The sequence below is a fragment of the Streptococcus sp. SG1 genome (assembly GCF_030439935.1).
Lineage (GTDB): Bacteria > Bacillota > Bacilli > Lactobacillales > Streptococcaceae > Streptococcus > Streptococcus gordonii.
In genome coordinates, this window is record NZ_JAQFJC010000008.1 from 115,499 (window position 1) to 132,417 (window position 16,919).

The following is a 16,919-nucleotide window of genomic DNA, read 5'->3' on the forward strand; positions in this document are numbered from 1 at the left end:
GGATTTCCTGTTCTAGAGTAAGTTGATTTAAGAAGCCTTATCGCTAGTGATTGAACAAATAATTTTCTTTTGAAAATGGCTCTCCTTTATTCCCCAATAAACTTTTCATTTGGTTCTTATGACCTGAAAATATTATTCCAAAATTGGCGTAGCCAAGCCCAACAACGGACAAAGAAGGCTGGTCGATTTAAGAGGCTTTTAAAACGGGCAAGTTCCTTTTTGACTTCCTTTTGAATACTTTCTTTCCCTGGAACATAGACACTTTTAGCTGAGAGATACCCCATTGATCCACGATTATTTTGTGGTGCCTTAAATTTTTTGCCTCCATTAGCCATCGCTCTTCTGCGAAAAAGAGGGTCCCAAACGGCTGGTGTTTTAACATCATAGCGAGTATGGGAAGCCCGATTCCCTGGACGATTGCGGTCACCATAGTTAAAGCTAGCACCATTAACAAGGCCATTTTGGCTAGTCCCTTCTGGATCCATAATATTGAGGAAGCGACCTTGCTGATCTAAAATGAATTCTGTATGGAAATTAAGTAAAATTTTGATATTAACTTGGCTTTTTTGATCATCTGGATAAAACACCTGACCCGAAAGCTTATCTATATAAGCTTTATTATGCAAACGAGAGGACTCATTGAAGCTATAAGGCATACTTGGCCGAGACTTAAAATAGCTGGCCAAGGCTTCTGCATCTGTCATCCCCTCTGCTCTATAATGCTCTCGCACCCACTGGGCTTGTTGGCAGGAAATCAGATAGCGAAATTGATGGACCTGGCTTTTTAATTCCTGATTTCCATCTGTTTGACTGAAATCGTCAGCTGGAAAGGCAGTCTGTACCGTTTTAGCAAAAGTTCCCCAAAAACTATCATGAGGTGCCAAATCCGGACTGAACTTCTCTAGAAGCGAAACTACTTCATCCGACTCCCCTTCTAACTCCTTGGGCATTTCCACACAGGCTAGAGCAATCCCCAGTAATTTCTGAGCTTGGAGAGGAGAAGCATGGCGACTATCCAACTTCCACAACTCTTTAAAGAGCTCACTACCAAAAAGTTTAGCTTCTTGCCAAGGCACTTGAACATTTACTGTCCCAATTTTTCGACAAACCTCTTCCACTGCCTCATGTGACCAGCCCAGCTCTTCCAGCCACTTTTTTTGATTCTCTACTGTATTTGCCACTGGCAAGTTCCTTCCCGTCTTTTTTATCTATTATATGCATTTTTTATTTCTTCCGTCAAACTAGAAGACTCCCTTTCTATAGGATAGCAGAATTTTTTCTAAAGTCGATCCTTTTTCTGCCTAAGAACCACTTGACTGTATTCTTGTCTTATTTTTTGCTATACTAATAATAAGAAAATTCGAGGTATAACATGACACCTAATAAAGAAGATTATCTAAAATGTCTCTATGAACTTGGAACCAGACACAATAAAATCACTAATAAAGAAATCGCTCAACTCATGCAAGTCTCTCCGCCAGCTGTAACAGAGATGATGAAGAAGCTACTAGCTGAAGAATTACTCATCAAGGACAAAAAGGCTGGTTACCTCTTAACCGATTTGGGGCTAAAATTAGTTTCAGACCTCTATCGTAAACACCGGCTAATTGAAGTTTTTCTAGTGCACCATCTGGGCTATACCACAGAGGAAATCCATGAGGAAGCCGAGGTTTTAGAACACACTGTTTCTGACCACTTTGTTGAAAGACTGGATCAGTTGCTGGATTATCCCAAAGCTTGCCCCCATGGAGGAACCATTCCAGCTAAGGGAGAACTCCTAGTTGAAAAACATAAACTTACTTTAGAAAAGGCTAAAGAAAAAGGCGATTATATACTGGCCCGTGTCCATGATAACTTCGATCTCTTGACCTACCTTGAAAGAAATGGCCTTCAAGTAGGCAAAACTATTCGTTTTCTAGGCTACGATGACTTTAGCCACCTCTATTCTCTTGAAGTGGATGAGCAAGAAATCCAACTAGCCCAACCTATTGCCCAACAGATTTATGTAGAAAAGATTTAAAAGTTCTTTGAAATTCAAAGGGCTTTTTTTGACAAGATAATAGAAAAGATATATAATAAGTATACTTACTATTTTGGAAGTGGTATAAAAATGAAGCAACTTGATTTTAATTCAATTTATAAAAATGATTCCCAACAGTCTACTGGTCTCCTCTTTATCCGTGCCTACCACAAGTGGCATGGTCTGATTAAAAGCCAACTGAAAACAATTGATCTGACCCATCCCCAATTTGTCATTTTGACTAGTCTTGCAGCACTTCTACGTCAGCAAGAATGGGTGAGTCAAACCGATATCGCCCGCTTTTCTGACATGGATGTCATGACCGTATCCCAAATCATCCGACTCTTGGTCAAAAAAGACTTAATCATGCGGGAAATCCATCCCAAGGACAGTCGTGCAAACATCATACTTCTGACAAAACAGGGGCTGCAAAAGGTCAATCAAGCCCTTCCTTTAGTTGAAGGTATTGATCAGGCATTCTTTGGAAAATTAGAAGATAAAACAGAGATATTGAATCAACTCTTAATAGAACTGGAGACCGCAAATGACTAGATTTTGGATTGGCGTCGTATCAAAAGAACATGTACTAAGAGGGGTAGAAGGTGGATTTTGTCAACTCTGCCATGGAAAAAAAGCACCACTAAACCGAATGAAAAAGGGGGACTACCTTCTCTACTACAGTCCTAAATATCAGATGAATGATCAAGAAAAGCTGCAGAACTTTACAGCAGTTGGTAAGATCCTAGATGATACAGCCTACCAAGTAGAGATGTTCGAAGATTTCTTCCCATTTCGGCGAGATGTCAGCTACTACCAGCCGGTCATAGACTGCCCCATTGAGCAAGTCCGCCAGCATCCTCAGTGGCGTCAGTATGCCTCCCAGCTAAGATACGGGCATTTCGAAGTTTCGAAGGACTTCTTCCTTTATGTTTTTGATCAAATGAAAGTCGACAGTCCTGCAAATAACTAGAAACAGCTATGTTTGATTATCTTCTCCCTCAAAAGACTGTACCAGCTCTTTCTCAAAAATGAAGTTCCGATTCATGAAATGAATCGGAACTTTTAATTTGTAGTGGAATTCTTAGCTAACTAAATCAACAAGAAAGCCGATAGCATACCCGTAATCACATTGGCTAAAGCATGCATGATCCAGCTGGCTAAAATAGAACCACCAGATTTCTTTTCATTGACAAAACCTAGATAAGCTGCAATGCCACCAGTACACAAAATGATGACTAGGGTTTGCAACCAAGAAACCTCTGTTATAAACATAAGACCATGAAGGAGCCCAAAAAGAGCAGCTTGTATGGTATTGGCTACTCCAAAAGACAAGCAGACAGAGAATCTTTTTAAAAGAAAACCTCTGAATAGTAGTTCTTCTGGCAGGGAAGTTTGAAAAAGACTATAAATCAGAACAGCTGGCAAGGCTTGGAAGCCGAGGCCAGAAAAACTTGAAGTTGCAGTTTTAAGATCTTTTACAATAGTATACAGTACTAAATATGAAAAGATAGTGAAGCTTAGCAAACCAAGAAATATCCAGAGCCACATCTTATGCTTGCCAGTATCTTTTAGTGGCTTAAAGCCTATCCAATCTAAAAATGAACTTTTTCTTCTAGCTGTCACAAACCACCAAATAAAAGGAAGCAACATAAACAAAACAATTTGAATCAGAGCATTCGTCATTTGTTGAATAAGACTTACCATCATTAGAAACTCCTTTCTCTCATTTCTTTACCATCATTATATAAAACAAACTTCAATTATTTATTAAGTAATTCTAAATTGTTTCTAAAAAAAGATAGATTTTAAAGGTATAAAACCCAAGATTTTTACTGCTTCCATTTTCTTGCCATTCCACTTACATTTTGCTAAAATGATGTCAAAAATCAGTGAGGAAAAATCATGCCACAAGAACTTTTTAAAGAATTTGCCCAGCTAGATCAAGTGGAAGCTATTGTTCTCGGCGGCTCTCGTGCTGGACAGCATTTTGACAAAGACTCAGACTATGATGTTTATATCTACTTGACAGATTCCATTGCTCCCCTGACTCGACGCAATATCCTCAGCAAGTACTGCTCCTACATGGAAATCGGCAATCAGTTTTGGGAACTAGAAGATGACTGTGTGCTGAAGAATAACATCGAAATCGAGCTCATTTACCGTACACTGGACAGCTTCGATAAAGACCTGCAGACTGTAGTTATAGACCACCAAGCTCAGAATGCCTATACCACCTGTATGTGGCACAATCTGCTCCACAGCAAAATCATCTACGACCGAAATGGTCGCTATGAGGCGCTTCAAAACAAGTACAGACGACCTTATCCAGCTGAACTGAAAAAGAATATTATTAAGAAGCAGCTCCTTCTACTCGATCAAGCCATGCCAGCTTTCTCCAAACAAATAGAAAAAGCGCTCAAGCGTCAAGACCTGCTCAGTATCAATCACCGCAGCAGTGAATTTTTTGCTTCCTATTTTGACTTGCTCTTCTCCCTAAACGAACAGACGCATCCTGGAGAAAAGAGAATGCTGGAGTATGCAAAAACCAACTGCCCGCTATTACCTCAGCATTTTGAAGAAACTATACATGCCTATTTTGAAAAACTCTACACTGAGCCCGCTGAAGCCATAAAGCTTATCAACCAGCTAGTGACGACCATCAAAGAAATCATTCCTCAAGAAATGATTGATGGTTTTTAGAAATGTTTTAGGAAATTATACATTCATTGCTACAGAAGCAAAAAAATTAGGAGTTTGAACACTAGTGTTCAAACTCCTTTTCATACTTCTTCTCAGCGATTTTTCGTGTCCAGAATAATAGTTACTGGACCATCATTGATTAGCTCTACCTGCATGTCTGCTCCAAAAACACCCGTTTTGGTTGGTACTTCTTGCGCCAGTAGCTGATTAAATTCGTCATAGAGACGACTGGCTAATTCGGGTGGCGCCGCCTTGACAAAAGCCGGCCGATTTCCCTTCTTAGTATCCGCATGCAGGGTGAACTGAGAGATAGAGAGAATCTCCCCTTCAATATCTTTAACAGACAGGTTCATCTTGCCCTCAGCATCGGAAAAAATCCGCATATGAACGATTTTACGAACAGCATAGTCCAAGTCATCTGGACCATCATCAGGCCCGACTCCCACCAAGAGAAGCAAGCCAGACGAAATTTTGTTGTGTACTTGGTTTTCAATCGACACCTGAGCTTGTTTTACACGTTGAATGACAATTTTCATTTCTCTGCTTCTATTCCCTTTCCATCTGGATATCCTCTATCCTACACAGCAACTTCGTCCGCATACTTATCCATTGGTCCGCTTAACTGAGTAGACCTCCGGCACGCTCTTAATCTTATCCACCACCGTCGTTAGCATAGATAGATTAGCAATACCAAAAGAAACGTGGATATTGGCGAATTTCATATCCTTGGTCGGCTGGGCATTAACGGTAGAGATGTTTTTAGTTGTATTTGATAAAACCTGCAGCACATCATTGAGAAGGCCAGTCCGATTTAATCCATAGATATCGATGTGGGCTGTATATTCTTTGGTCGTATTATTTTCTTCCCACTCGACATCGATCAGGCGTTGCTCATAATTTTCCTGAGCCTTAAGGTTCATACAGTCCAAGCGATGGATAGCCACACCACGACCCTTGGTAATGTAGCCAACAATATGGTCACCCGGAACAGGGTTACAACATTTAGCAATCCGAATCAGTAGACCAGATGCCCCCTGAATGACTACACCTCCCTCATGTCTGACCTTGAGGGTTTCTTTGTTTTCGACCTTGACCTCGCCACCTTTGACTAATTCCTCAGCTTCAGCTCTGGCCTTGGCCCGCTCCTCTTCACGGCGCTCTTTTTCAGTCAGACGATTGAAAATCGAAATGGCTCCTATCTCACCAAAACCAATAGCCGCAAACAGAGCTTCTTCTGTCTTGTAGCTGGTCTTTTGCAGAACCTCTTCCATATGCTTCTTGTCCATGTACTTATTGGCGACATAGCCATTTTCCTGGAATTGAGCCTGCAGAAGTTCCCGACCTTTAGAGATAGATAATTCCTTGTCTTGGTTTTTAAAGAATTGACGAATTTTATTACGAGCCTTACTGGTCTTAACCAGACCAATCCAGTCTCGACTGGGACCAAAAGAATTAGCACTGGTGATAATCTCAACCTGGTCACCTGTCTTAAGCTTAGTCGTCAGTGGAACCATGCGTCCATTGACCTTGGCACCTGTTGCCCTTTCCCCGACCTTGGTATGAATCTCGTAGGCAAAGTCGATTGGCCCTGAATCCTTAGGTAAGGCACGCACAGAGCCATCAGGCGTAAAGACATAGATTTCTTCAGCCAGATAGTTTTCTTTGACCGAATCCACAAATTCTTTGGCATCGCCAGACTCTGCCTGCAATTCCATCAATTCTTGAATCCAGTTCATTCCGATTGCAGATTCTTTGCTATCAACCTTGCCTTTGATGCCCTTCTTATAGGCCCAGTGAGCTGCAACCCCGTATTCAGCGACTTCGTGCATTTCCTTGGTCCGAATCTGAAACTCAATCGGTCCCTTAGGCCCATAAACCGTCGTATGGATGGATTGGTAACCATTGGCTTTGCGGTTGGCAATATAATCCTTAAAACGGCCTGGCATTGGTTTCCAGAGCTCATGGATATAGCCTAGCATAGCATAGACATCACTTGGTGTCTCCAAAATGCAACGAATAGCAATCAAGTCATAGATTTCATCAAATCGCTTTTTCTTGTCCTGCATCTTACGATAGATCGAGTAGATATGCTTAGGTCGCCCATAAATCTTCCCATGTAGATGACGTTCAGCTGCATAGGTCTCAATCTTACTCACGACTTCTTCGACCAAGGCTTCTCTTTCACGGCGTTTTTCCTTCATCATGTGAGAAATCTTATAAAACTCGACTTCATTGAGATAGCGGAAAGACAAGTCCTCCAACTCCCACTTGACGCTAGAAATCCCCAATCTGTGAGCCAAGGGAGCATAGATCTCCATGGTTTCGCGCGAAATCCGCTCCTGCTTATCCTTGCGTAAGTGCTTGAGCGTCCGCATATTGTGAAGGCGGTCCGCCAACTTAACCAAGATAACCCGAATATCCTCCGACATGGCCATCAGCATCTTACGGTGATTCTCAGCAAGCTGCTCCTCGTGGGATTTGTACTTGACCTTCCCCAGTTTGGTCACACCGTCTACAATCGTCCGGACATCTGGACCAAACTCACGCTCTAAATCATCTAGGCTAGCATCTGTATCTTCTACCACATCATGCAAAAAACCACAGGCAACTGTGACTGCGTCAAGCTTAAGCTTGGCCAGAATCCCAGCTACCTGAATAGGATGAACAATATAGGGTTCTCCCGACTTGCGAAATTGCCCGCTATGACAGTCCACTGCATATACCAAAGCTTTCTGAACAAAAGCCACATCCTCAGCTGCTAAATATTTCCTTGTTAAAGCGACGACCTGATCGCCCGTTAAATTCACTTCTTTTGGCATTCATTCTCTCCAATTTCTTGCCTATTATTTTATCATTTTTAAGGTAATAAGAAAACACTTATGCAAAGAGCCTGGCTTGTTTTAATAAAAAGACAGCAGAAGTCAAAAATGCTGTACCTCATCCGATGAGATACAACATCCTTTAGTTCATTAGTTCAGACAAAACACTGACGGCACTGAAGGACCAGATCAAAGCATTACACCCAAGATTTTGAATAGGCTTTTTCTGAATTGACGTAATTCTAGACAGACAAAGCAGCTCACCCATTCTAGATTTCAAGGTCCAGCAAACTCCAATTTTCCGAGCTTTTGTTGATTCATAAAAATTTCACCCTTTTTTAAAATCGTTCACCGTAAGGTAAAGAGATAAAATAGAAACTAGGACAAATACCATCCAGCAGGCCGACATATGATAGAGAGCTAATGAAGAAAATCCGAAAGTTCCTAAGGGAATAGAAAGAGTAAAGAGCAAGCCCAGAAAGTTATTACCCTGTGCTAGCATATCTGCCGGAAGCTTTTCCATAATCAAGGCATCCAATTTCGGAGCAGATTTTCCCATAATGTAAGCCGAAAAAGCCAGAAAAGACAGCCCAATAAAAGGATTCAGTCCCAAAAGATTTGATAGAGCTGTTAATAAAAAAGAAGTACTATTCATAATCAGCAGAAAAGACAGTGACTGCTTTGAAAAATAATCATTGGGTGTCAGACTGCCCAAAATAGCTCCGACTAATAAGATGATTTCCACAATAAGGAGCGACTGACCATAGCCTAGGCCAAGTATCCCCGCATTATGCAAAAAGTAGAAGTTATAGATGGCGCCTATGGATCCGCCCAAAGAATTAAGAGCCAAAATGGAGAGCAGTATGCCCACAAATGAAGAATTGCCAGAATTTTTGAAGACAAGTTCCATTTCTTGGTAGGTTTTTTTGAAATTTTTCCATAGCGAATTCTTTTCCGTCACTGGAAGAACCTCTTTGTGAGTCAAGGCATGACGATACCCTAAAAGAACTAGGGAAGATAAGAGAAAAGACAAGGCATTGATGGTTGCGACCAGGGGAAAGTTATTATTAGAAACCGTCAACAGCCAGACGCCAAATGATTGACCAAGGATACTTGATAGGTAAGAAACAAATTGAGTAAATGAATAGGCCTTAAATAAATCATCCTTGTCTAAATTATGCTGAAGAATGGGCATTCTCAAGCCAGACGCATAATCACTCAGAACATCTGTAACGATATTAATAAGACAAATGGCTGAAAAAGCTAGAAAGGTTTGATTTTGAATCATAAAAGAGACCAAACTGAAGAGAGCGGCCTGAATCACTCCCACTACTATCATCGTCTGGCCTTTTCTGACTGACCGATCTGCCCGTACTCCAATCCAGAAAGTAAAAACCGTTGGAACTATCGTAATCATGTTTGCTATAAAAACTGCCAAATTGCTATAAGGAAGGCTCGCCGCATAGATGACAAAGACTAGGTTGTAAATGTATGAGCCTAAGGAATTCAACAGCCTAGAGATAGTCAAAGCTCTGTATAAACTATGCCGAAGAAAAATTTTCATATTTTGATTCCTTTCAAATTGCTTGATTTCCCCTTTGCTATTTGTAGACACTAGTATACCTTAATACTAAAACCCCAGCTTAAAGTTTTCATATTTTCAAACCGCATATACTAAAATTATTTACGCAATAAAAAACGAGGCAGAAAGCTCCTACCTCGCTATTTTCTAGTAATCACTGTAATAAAAATTTTTTAAAGTTTATTTGCTATTTGCATTTATTCAAACTTTTTTAACCAGTTATCCCTATTCTTAGTATAGTAGTCCGCACTATGGTTGCAGTTCAGTAGCTTCAGAGTTCGGATAGCATCTTCCATTTTTTCTTTTCCTTGACTTTTCTTCCCAGATATATAGTCAAACTGGCCCGAAGCAAACAAATAGATGATACGGAAATAAGCTTCATTTTCCCCAAAGAAGGAATCTTGAATCTGCTTATCAAAATAGGCTGCCTTGGATCGATTGTTTTTATCAATCGCCTTAAAAAATCCATTCAGTAAAATGGTATGAATATAATTTCTATTGGATGTTAAATCCTTCAAATGGCTTGTTTTTACCAGCATTTCTCTGGTATACCTATAGTATAAATCAAGCGGGAGCAAAACCGACATTTCAGAAAACAATCTTAGCTCATACTCTCCCCAGATTTCAACTGAAAATAAATAATCAGATAGAAAGTCACTTTCTTCTTTCGTTATTTCCACACCTTCATCAAAGAGAATCATGTGAGCCTTAATCAGTAGGGCATTCAGGAAGTAAGTCGCTTTCTGAGGGGACTGGTGATACTTAACAATCTGGTCCTGATACATTTTTTCCAGCTTGGTCATATTCTGCTGGTCGTGTGCCTCCCAAAGCTGCTTTTGTAGCATATCGTAGGAGGTAGGCTGAAAACCGCGGACCAAATAAACAAATTCTTCCAACTCCATGTGAATATTCTCTAAAGCAACCAGTAATTTTGCAGCAGAGATATCGGATTCCCCATTTTCAAAGCGACTTAACATAGAGTAGGAAAAAGCATCGCCAGTCGCATTTTTTAAAGAAATATTCCGTCCCTGGCGTATTTCTCGAAAAACTTCACCCATATATGTATACATATTCCGTCTCCTATCTAATCTTATATTGGTTGACCACTGACTCTCAACTATTGGTTCAATTCCAACAAAACACTGACTGCGGTCAAGGCATAAAGCGGAGCTGTTTCAGCTCGCAAGATACGTGGGCCTAGACCAGCCGATACAGCACCTGCTTGATGAAAGGCGTCTATTTCATCTGGAGACAGACCGCCCTCCGGTCCGAAGATAAAGAGAATTTTTGCTCCGGCTCCCAAGCCTGACAGCGCTCGGACTAGAGCCGCAGTTTCTCCTTCTTTGGCCGATTCTTCATAGGCCACAACGATGGTGTCGAATTGAGTCAGCTGAGCCAGAAAATCTGCCTTTTTATCAAAGAGCCGAACTTCTGGAATTAGATTGCGCTTGCTCTGCTCTGCTGCTCCCTGAGCAATTTTCTCCAGCTTTTCACTCTTTTTAGCCAACTTTTTGCCATCCCACTTGGCCACCGACCAGTCCGCTGGAAAGGCCCAGATAGCACCGGCTCCTAACTCCGTTACCTTTTGAGTGATAAACTCTAACTTATCTCCCTTGGGAAAACCTGAAGCAATGGTCACTTGAACCGGCAGCTCGGTATTATCCGCTAGCTCTTCCAAGATTTCCAAGCTCTGCTGACTGGAATCCAACACCCGAGCCAGTCGTTTCACGCCATCATCAAAGACTAATGTGACTTGTTCGTCCTCTTTGAGCCGCATGACTGAAAACATATGTTTGGCCGTGTCCTTATCCGTGATCACCAGAGGAGACTGAGGGTTTCCTTTTATAAAATACTGCTGCATCTAACCACCTATCACGCCTGAAATGTCCTGCGTTTTCTTAAAGACACAGGCATTCCATTCGCCCTGAATCATATGTGTTTCCAAGAAAAATCCTGCTGCTTCTGCTGACTCGCGCACCATTTCCCACTTCTCAGAAATGATCCCACTCATAATCAAATAACCCTCATCCTTGACCAAGCGATAAGCATCCTCTGTCAGATGGATGAGAATATCGGCCAAGATATTGGCAACGATGACATCCGCCTCGATTTCTACCCCTCGGAGAAGATCACCTGGTGCCACATGAATGTTTTCCATACCTGGATTGAGCTCAATATTTTCCTGAGCCACGCGCACCGCTACCTCGTCTAAATCATAGGCATAGATGTCCTTAGCGCCTAAGAGAGAGCTGGCAATGGAGAGGACACCGCTGCCTGTGCCTACATCCAGCACCGTTTCTCCGCCACGTAGGACCTGCTCCAGCGCGAAGAGGCTCATCTTGGTCGTCGGGTGAGTCCCCGTACCAAAGGCCATGCCAGGATCCAGCTTGATAATCTTCTCACCAGCTGTCGCTTCATACTCCGTCCAGGACGGTACAATTGTCAAGTCATGGGTAATCCGAGCCGGCTCAAAGTACTTCTTCCAGTTATCCGCCCAGTCTTCCTCAGCCAGCTCCTGCCGAGTCAGCTGAATATCTCCCGTCTCCAAGCCAAAGCCATCCAGCTCAGCCAGGCGCTCATTGGCCTTAGCTGCAACAGCCTCTATGTCCACTGAATCCGGATAGTATCCCGTAATCCTGACCCGCTCACTCTGCTCAACTTCTGGAAAAAGCTCACCGTACTGGTCAACCTGACCCAGATAATCTGCACTGTCATCAATAGCCACGCCCTGACTACCCAGCTCAATCAGAATATTCGATGCTGCTTCCTCCGCCTCCCGCTTCACTTCAATCGTTAATTCCTGCCAAGTGTCCATCATTAAATACCAAGCCCGTAAAACACAACGCCAAAATAGGAAATTCTCTGACGACGTTTGCGTCTAAGAGAACTTTATCTTTTTGCCACAGTGTTTAGGGCGGGTTCAGTTTAGAAATTCAACTGAACAATCCTTTCTTTGTTTATTTCATTGTCTTCGTCATATAGACCATATCCATGCCCTCTTTTTCGGGCTCCGTATGGGTCTGATGATAGCCGTTTTTCTCATAAAAAGCCACCATGCCTTTATCCTGGAAAACCGTACACAAATCCCATTTCATAATGGTAGAGAATGTCTCCTCAATCAGAGAGAGCCCCTCGGAGCCATATCCTTTATTCTGGTACTCTGGCAAAATCGCCACTGTTCCAATCCAGCCCGCTGTCTGTTCATCATTTGTATTCAAGCGAATAAAGCCCAGAATCTTCTCATCGTCTTTGACAAAATAATAAAAACTATTGGGCCGCTCAACCAGCTTCCAGCGAATCCGCTCTCGCTCCTCCAGATAAGGATCATATTGATCCTGATATTTCTCATAAACGGCCTTAAAACTCGATCGCTGAATGGCAATAATGGTCTCTAAATCCTCAGCTCCCGCCCGCTCAATATGAATCATGCTCGTACCTCCAAATAATCTCTCAACCTGCTCTGCAGCTGCGGAATAACCTTGTCATCTGCTAAAAACTGGCTCACATCCATCATCTGATAAGCCTGTCCCTCATCACCAAAGACGATACTGGCAAATTCTTCCTGAGTGATGGTTCCCACCATAAAAATAGAGGTTTTGTCAGGATCAAGCATTCCTTGATATTCTTTGGCCCAGACAATGGCAGCTTCTTCAAGCTTTAAACCAAGCTCTTCAAAAACCTCCCTTTGTACGCATTCAAAAGGCGTTTCCTCGTCCTCTCGGCCACCGCCCGGTAGCTCCCACATATTGGGCCAAGGAATGGTTGAAATATCGTCTCGCAAGATAGTCAGTAGCTTATCATCACAGATCAAGGCAATCTTGCAGCCAGAAAATTCCATCTGTTTGTGCAGCAAATCTAGTCCTTCTGCATCTACCATCAGCGTCTCCTAATACCTCGGATAGGGATAAAAGTCCGTCTCAGTCAAATCCGCTCTGCCATTTTCAAAGGCCTCAGCATTCCAAGCTATCTCAAACTCTGCTGCCTCTGGATCTGCTAAGAAGTCCATGAGTGCATCGAGACCAGACTCAGCCGTTTGGGTTAGGAAATCCGCGAAATAAGCCAGAAACTCCCGTGACAGCCCCTTCTTATTAGGCTCATAGGGCAGGGCTGCCAGATAGTCCTCTGCCTCAAAACGAGACTTGACCGGATTATAGAAAAGCACGGCTTCCTCAAAGTAAATATCCTCAGCCGAAGTATTGCCCTCAGCATCAACCGTCTCAATACCGCCTGGATTTTGCACCTCAAGGATAAAGGCGACCTCGACTGCATGATTCTTCTTGTCCCAGTTTATCTCATAGTCAAAAGGAAAGCTCTTCCCCATTTCCTCGTCCAATATCTCCAAAAAACCGTACTTAGCCATGATTTCCTCTTTTCATTGTGATAAAATATTACTATCTACAATAGTAACACAAAAAGCCAAGAAAAACACTTGCAGAAAGGAAATCTTATGCCAGAAAACCTCGCCCTGCGCATGCGGCCTACTGACATTGATCAGATTATCGGCCAGCAACATCTGGTCGGACCCGGGAAAATCATCCGTCGCATGCTTGAAGCCAATCGCCTGTCCTCGATGATTCTCTACGGACCACCGGGTATAGGAAAGACCTCTATCGCCTCGGCTATTGCCGGCACAACCAAGTTTGCCTTTCGGACCTTTAACGCCACCGTAGATAGCAAGAAGCGCCTGCAAGAGATCGCGGAAGAAGCGAAATTCTCTGGAGGATTGGTGCTCCTACTGGATGAGATTCATCGCTTGGACAAGACCAAGCAAGACTTTCTACTGCCGCTATTAGAAAGCGGTCTGGTCATCATGATTGGAGCGACGACAGAAAATCCTTTCTTTTCTGTCACCCCGGCCATCAGAAGCCGGGTCCAGATATTTGAGCTTGAACCCCTTAGCAATGACGACATCCAGACAGCCATTCAGCTAGCCTTGACGGATAAGGAACGAGGATTTGATTTTCCAGTAGAGCTAGACGATGATGCTCTGGATTTCATCGCCATCTCTACCAACGGAGACCTGCGCTCCGCCTATAATTCGCTGGATCTAGCCGTGCTCTCTACCCCAGAAGATGACAAGGGCATCCGCCACATCACGCTTGATGTCATGGAAAACAGCCTGCAAAAGAGCTATATCACCATGGATAAGGACGGGGACGGCCATTACGATGTCCTCTCTGCTCTGCAGAAGTCCATCCGTGGCTCCGATGTCAATGCCAGCCTCCACTACGCAGCCCGCCTCGTTGAGGCAGGAGATCTGCCTAGCCTAGCTCGACGCCTGACCGTTATTGCTTACGAGGATATTGGCTTGGCAAATCCTGATGCCCAAGTCCATACCGTTACAGCTCTAGAAGCAGCTCAGCGGATTGGCTTTCCTGAAGCCCGCATCCTTATTGCCAATATTGTCATTGATTTGGCCCTTTCGCCCAAGTCCAACTCAGCCTATGTGGCTATGGACAAGGCCTTGGCTGACTTAAGAAAGAATGGAAACTTGCCCATCCCACGCCACTTACGAGACGGCCACTATGCCGGAAGCAAGGAATTAGGCAACGCACAGGACTATCTCTACCCTCACTCCTATCCTGGCAATTGGGTCAAGCAGGACTACCTGCCCGATAAGATAAAAGACGCCAATTATTTCACGCCTAACGAAAACGGCAAATACGAGCGAGCCCTTGGAATGACAAAGGATAAGATTGACCAACTAAAAAAATGATGGTATCGTTTGCAAAAAATCATGTTTTTCTCTTGAATTTTTCAAAATTTATGGTATTATAATTATAGAAACGCTGTGGTGTACGACTTCACACTTAAGTGTTGACCGACTATTTTTTGTATTATTAGGGAAACAAAAGACTTCTAACAGCATGCAGGCCGTATCACGCGGAAGCAGCTTCAGTTAGAGCGAGTTGCCCACCTGCTTAATTGCGCGGGTTCAATACAAATCGTGAAGGTCCGGCACCAATACAGCTTTTTCTGTTGCCTCCTTAGCTCAGTTGGTAGAGCAGTAGACTCTTAATCTATGGGTCGCAGGTTCGAGCCCTGCAGGGGGCATCTAAATCAACAGGAAAAAGCCTTGATTTATAAGGCTTTTTTGCTTGTCTATAACTGATTTGCCCCATCATTTGCCCCACATTTTTTTATGAGCAATCTTTCCAGACATCTCTAATTTGATTAAATTCTTCAAAAATTTTCTCTTCTAAAGTGTGTCCATATACTTCTACTAACATTGAAATATCTTTATGCCCTAGAATTTTTGCAATAACTCCAAGGTCAAATCCTTTGTGCCAGAGGTAGCTTCCATAGGTATGACGTGCTCCTTTTGTCGTGATAATTGGATAAATATCTAATTCATTTAAAAGAACACTCAAAGCTTTATTGACACTTGCAATATCTGGTACCAAGTGAATATATCCATAATGCTGAAAAATCATTTTATACCTATTCTTGATTCCTAGCTCTTTATTAGCCTTCTCCTGTTCAATTTTTAGGTCTTGTAATATCTTAATACATTCTTCGTCTATCGGTACCATCCGAATAGACGTTTTGTTTTTTGGAGGGACAAATTTATGAGAAAGGGTATTAAACCTCCTATATGTTTTTAGCAGTCCTCTGTCAAAGTCAACTTCATTCCAAGTTAACGCTATTAACTCTCCAAACCTCATGCCTGTTTTTAATAGAAAATAGATGATATAAGGAACAATTGAACGTTGGTAATCAAATTTTTTCTTTACTGCTAAAAGTAAATCCAGATAGTCCCTTTCTGTATGTAAATATTTCTCTTCTGTCATCTGTTGTTCTTTGGATGAAAATAACTCGACATGTTGTGTAAAATCATCAATTAGAACTTTGTCGGCAATTGCCATTTGGATGCTCTGATGAATCCCAGTATTCAATCTACCAAGAAAATTTCTACCAACTGTTTGTCCATACTTATTCATAATTCTTTGGTATTCACTCGCACGAATTTGAGTGACTTTTTTATTTCCAAATAATCTTTCAATTGTGTTTTTACGGAGAAGATATTTTTTCTTTGTCTCTTCCGACCTACTACTCGGTAGAATTTTTAGTTCAAGCCATTCTTGATACAGATCTACAAGAGAAATATCTCTAGAAATTCTTTTTCCTAAACGAAGTTCTTGCAGAATCGGTTCAGCTTCTGACTCTGCAAGTTTTTTTGTTTTAAAACCGCTATTATGAACAACAGTTTTCCCTTCGCTACGAATTTCATAGGTCCATAAATTACTATCTCCTCGCTTTCGATAACGAACACTTGCCATATTACGCCACCTCAGTTCCTAGAATCTCATTTACAACACTTTTTGGAACAACCATCAAACGTTTGCGATTATAAAATGTATAGCCTCGTGAGACAAGTAATTCTCTTGCCTGATGGATGATATCATTTGCAGTGTGAGGGCGATAGCCCATTTCAATTAATTCTTTGTTGCTAATTAAATTATGATCCATAGTTATCCTCCTTATTGATTTTCTAAAGTCAGAAACTCACCTACAAGTAGTTGTAATTCTGTATTTAATTTAGGGAGATTCTGTATTAATACTTCTTTTAATTCTTCCGCAAATTGGTTCGTTTCTTCTCTCAATAGTTTGCGGACTCTTGTTTTTTTCTTTTTGATGCTATCTGATTTTAAATTTGGAAAAGCCAATGACAACAGTTCAGGATTGTTGACAAAGATAATTGTAAATGCTCTTTGCTCCACTCGAATATGATCTAGCTTATAAAATCCGAAATTATCAAGTCGATTCATAATATCTTGGACCATCTCCTCACCAATCG

18 protein-coding genes, 1 tRNA gene and 1 pseudogene are annotated in these 16,919 nt (G+C 42.0%); 6 read left to right on the plus strand and 14 right to left on the minus strand.

Translation table 11 applies throughout. The annotated features are described in order from the left end of the window. Positions 1 to 116: 116 nt before the first annotated feature. Complete coding sequence (locus PCY06_RS08150; protein WP_080998584.1) at positions 117 to 1,187, minus strand: DUF3114 domain-containing protein; 1,071 nt, start codon at positions 1,185 to 1,187, stop codon at positions 117 to 119. Positions 1,188 to 1,372: 185 nt separating this feature from the next. Between PCY06_RS08150 and PCY06_RS08155 the strand changes: the two genes are divergently transcribed. The 3 genes from PCY06_RS08155 (at position 1,373) to PCY06_RS08165 (ending at position 2,990) form a co-directional block, all read left to right on the plus strand. Continuing rightward, positions 1,373 to 2,020 (plus strand): metal-dependent transcriptional regulator, encoded by a 648-nt coding sequence (locus PCY06_RS08155; RefSeq protein ID WP_008809799.1) that lies wholly within the window; start codon positions 1,373 to 1,375, stop codon positions 2,018 to 2,020. A 90-nt stretch (positions 2,021 to 2,110) separates the two neighbouring features. Beyond that, complete coding sequence (locus PCY06_RS08160) at positions 2,111 to 2,572, plus strand: MarR family winged helix-turn-helix transcriptional regulator (protein WP_048777190.1); 462 nt, start codon at positions 2,111 to 2,113, stop codon at positions 2,570 to 2,572. Continuing rightward, positions 2,565 to 2,990 carry an EVE domain-containing protein gene (locus tag PCY06_RS08165; RefSeq protein WP_048777192.1) on the plus strand — a complete coding sequence of 142 codons (426 nt, stop codon included), beginning with the start codon at positions 2,565 to 2,567 and terminating at the stop codon, positions 2,988 to 2,990. Before PCY06_RS08160 ends, PCY06_RS08165 begins: the two co-directional genes overlap by 8 nt. A gap of 119 nt (positions 2,991 to 3,109) precedes the next feature. Here the strand turns inward: PCY06_RS08165 and PCY06_RS08170 are convergent, their stop codons facing one another. Then, positions 3,110 to 3,724: a CPBP family intramembrane glutamic endopeptidase gene (locus PCY06_RS08170; RefSeq protein ID WP_301390413.1), complete on the minus strand. Its 615-nt coding sequence runs from the start codon at positions 3,722 to 3,724 to the stop codon at positions 3,110 to 3,112. A gap of 198 nt (positions 3,725 to 3,922) precedes the next feature. Between PCY06_RS08170 and PCY06_RS08175 the strand changes: the two genes are divergently transcribed. After that, positions 3,923 to 4,720, plus strand: a complete 798-nt coding sequence (locus PCY06_RS08175; RefSeq protein WP_048775221.1) for a nucleotidyltransferase domain-containing protein — start codon at positions 3,923 to 3,925, stop codon at positions 4,718 to 4,720. 92 nt (positions 4,721 to 4,812) lie between these two features. Here PCY06_RS08175 and dtd read toward each other — a convergent pair whose 3' ends face one another. The 9 genes from dtd to PCY06_RS08220 all read right to left on the minus strand — a co-directional run bounded on the left by dtd (position 4,813) and on the right by PCY06_RS08220 (position 13,481). Then, a complete protein-coding gene (gene dtd, locus PCY06_RS08180) occupies positions 4,813 to 5,256 on the minus strand; it encodes a D-aminoacyl-tRNA deacylase (RefSeq protein WP_048775219.1) in 444 nt (147 codons plus the stop codon). Positions 5,257 to 5,322: 66 nt separating this feature from the next. Continuing rightward, positions 5,323 to 7,539, minus strand: a complete 2,217-nt coding sequence (locus PCY06_RS08185) for a bifunctional (p)ppGpp synthetase/guanosine-3',5'-bis(diphosphate) 3'-pyrophosphohydrolase (RefSeq protein ID WP_008809805.1) — start codon at positions 7,537 to 7,539, stop codon at positions 5,323 to 5,325. 328 nt (positions 7,540 to 7,867) lie between these two features. Continuing rightward, positions 7,868 to 9,103 carry a hypothetical protein gene (locus tag PCY06_RS08190; protein ID WP_060970770.1) on the minus strand — a complete coding sequence of 412 codons (1,236 nt, stop codon included), beginning with the start codon at positions 9,101 to 9,103 and terminating at the stop codon, positions 7,868 to 7,870. Positions 9,104 to 9,318: 215 nt separating this feature from the next. Continuing rightward, positions 9,319 to 10,191: an Rgg/GadR/MutR family transcriptional regulator gene (locus PCY06_RS08195; protein WP_061596727.1), complete on the minus strand. Its 873-nt coding sequence runs from the start codon at positions 10,189 to 10,191 to the stop codon at positions 9,319 to 9,321. A gap of 47 nt (positions 10,192 to 10,238) precedes the next feature. Further along, positions 10,239 to 10,982: a 16S rRNA (uracil(1498)-N(3))-methyltransferase gene (locus PCY06_RS08200; RefSeq protein ID WP_082307371.1), complete on the minus strand. Its 744-nt coding sequence runs from the start codon at positions 10,980 to 10,982 to the stop codon at positions 10,239 to 10,241. Then, positions 10,983 to 11,936 carry a 50S ribosomal protein L11 methyltransferase gene (prmA, locus tag PCY06_RS08205; protein ID WP_301390414.1) on the minus strand — a complete coding sequence of 318 codons (954 nt, stop codon included), beginning with the start codon at positions 11,934 to 11,936 and terminating at the stop codon, positions 10,983 to 10,985. It abuts the gene before it with no gap. 142 nt (positions 11,937 to 12,078) lie between these two features. Further along, a complete protein-coding gene (locus tag PCY06_RS08210) occupies positions 12,079 to 12,549 on the minus strand; it encodes a GNAT family N-acetyltransferase (protein ID WP_048777202.1) in 471 nt (156 codons plus the stop codon). Continuing rightward, positions 12,546 to 12,998, minus strand: a complete 453-nt coding sequence (locus PCY06_RS08215; RefSeq protein ID WP_082307369.1) for an NUDIX hydrolase — start codon at positions 12,996 to 12,998, stop codon at positions 12,546 to 12,548. Before PCY06_RS08215 ends, PCY06_RS08210 begins: the two co-directional genes overlap by 4 nt. 9 nt (positions 12,999 to 13,007) lie before the next feature. Beyond that, positions 13,008 to 13,481, minus strand: a complete 474-nt coding sequence (locus PCY06_RS08220) for a DUF3013 family protein (RefSeq protein ID WP_105165114.1) — start codon at positions 13,479 to 13,481, stop codon at positions 13,008 to 13,010. 87 nt (positions 13,482 to 13,568) lie between these two features. Between PCY06_RS08220 and PCY06_RS08225 the strand changes: the two genes are divergently transcribed. Next, complete coding sequence (locus PCY06_RS08225) at positions 13,569 to 14,837, plus strand: replication-associated recombination protein A (protein ID WP_082307368.1); 1,269 nt, start codon at positions 13,569 to 13,571, stop codon at positions 14,835 to 14,837. Positions 14,838 to 15,102: 265 nt separating this feature from the next. Further along, positions 15,103 to 15,175, plus strand: a tRNA-Lys gene (locus PCY06_RS08230). A gap of 86 nt (positions 15,176 to 15,261) precedes the next feature. Here the strand turns inward: PCY06_RS08230 and PCY06_RS08235 are convergent. The 3 genes and pseudogenes from PCY06_RS08235 to PCY06_RS08245 all read right to left on the minus strand — a co-directional run. Beyond that, on the minus strand, positions 15,262 to 16,401 hold the full coding sequence (locus PCY06_RS08235) for a site-specific integrase (RefSeq protein ID WP_014635152.1): 1,140 nt from the start codon (positions 16,399 to 16,401) through the stop codon (positions 15,262 to 15,264). 1 nt (position 16,402) lies between these two features. Beyond that, on the minus strand, positions 16,403 to 16,591 hold the full coding sequence (locus PCY06_RS08240) for a DUF3173 domain-containing protein (protein ID WP_002903611.1): 189 nt from the start codon (positions 16,589 to 16,591) through the stop codon (positions 16,403 to 16,405). 11 nt (positions 16,592 to 16,602) lie between these two features. Then, positions 16,603 to 16,919, minus strand: a pseudogene (locus PCY06_RS08245) (replication initiation protein); the annotation flags it as partial.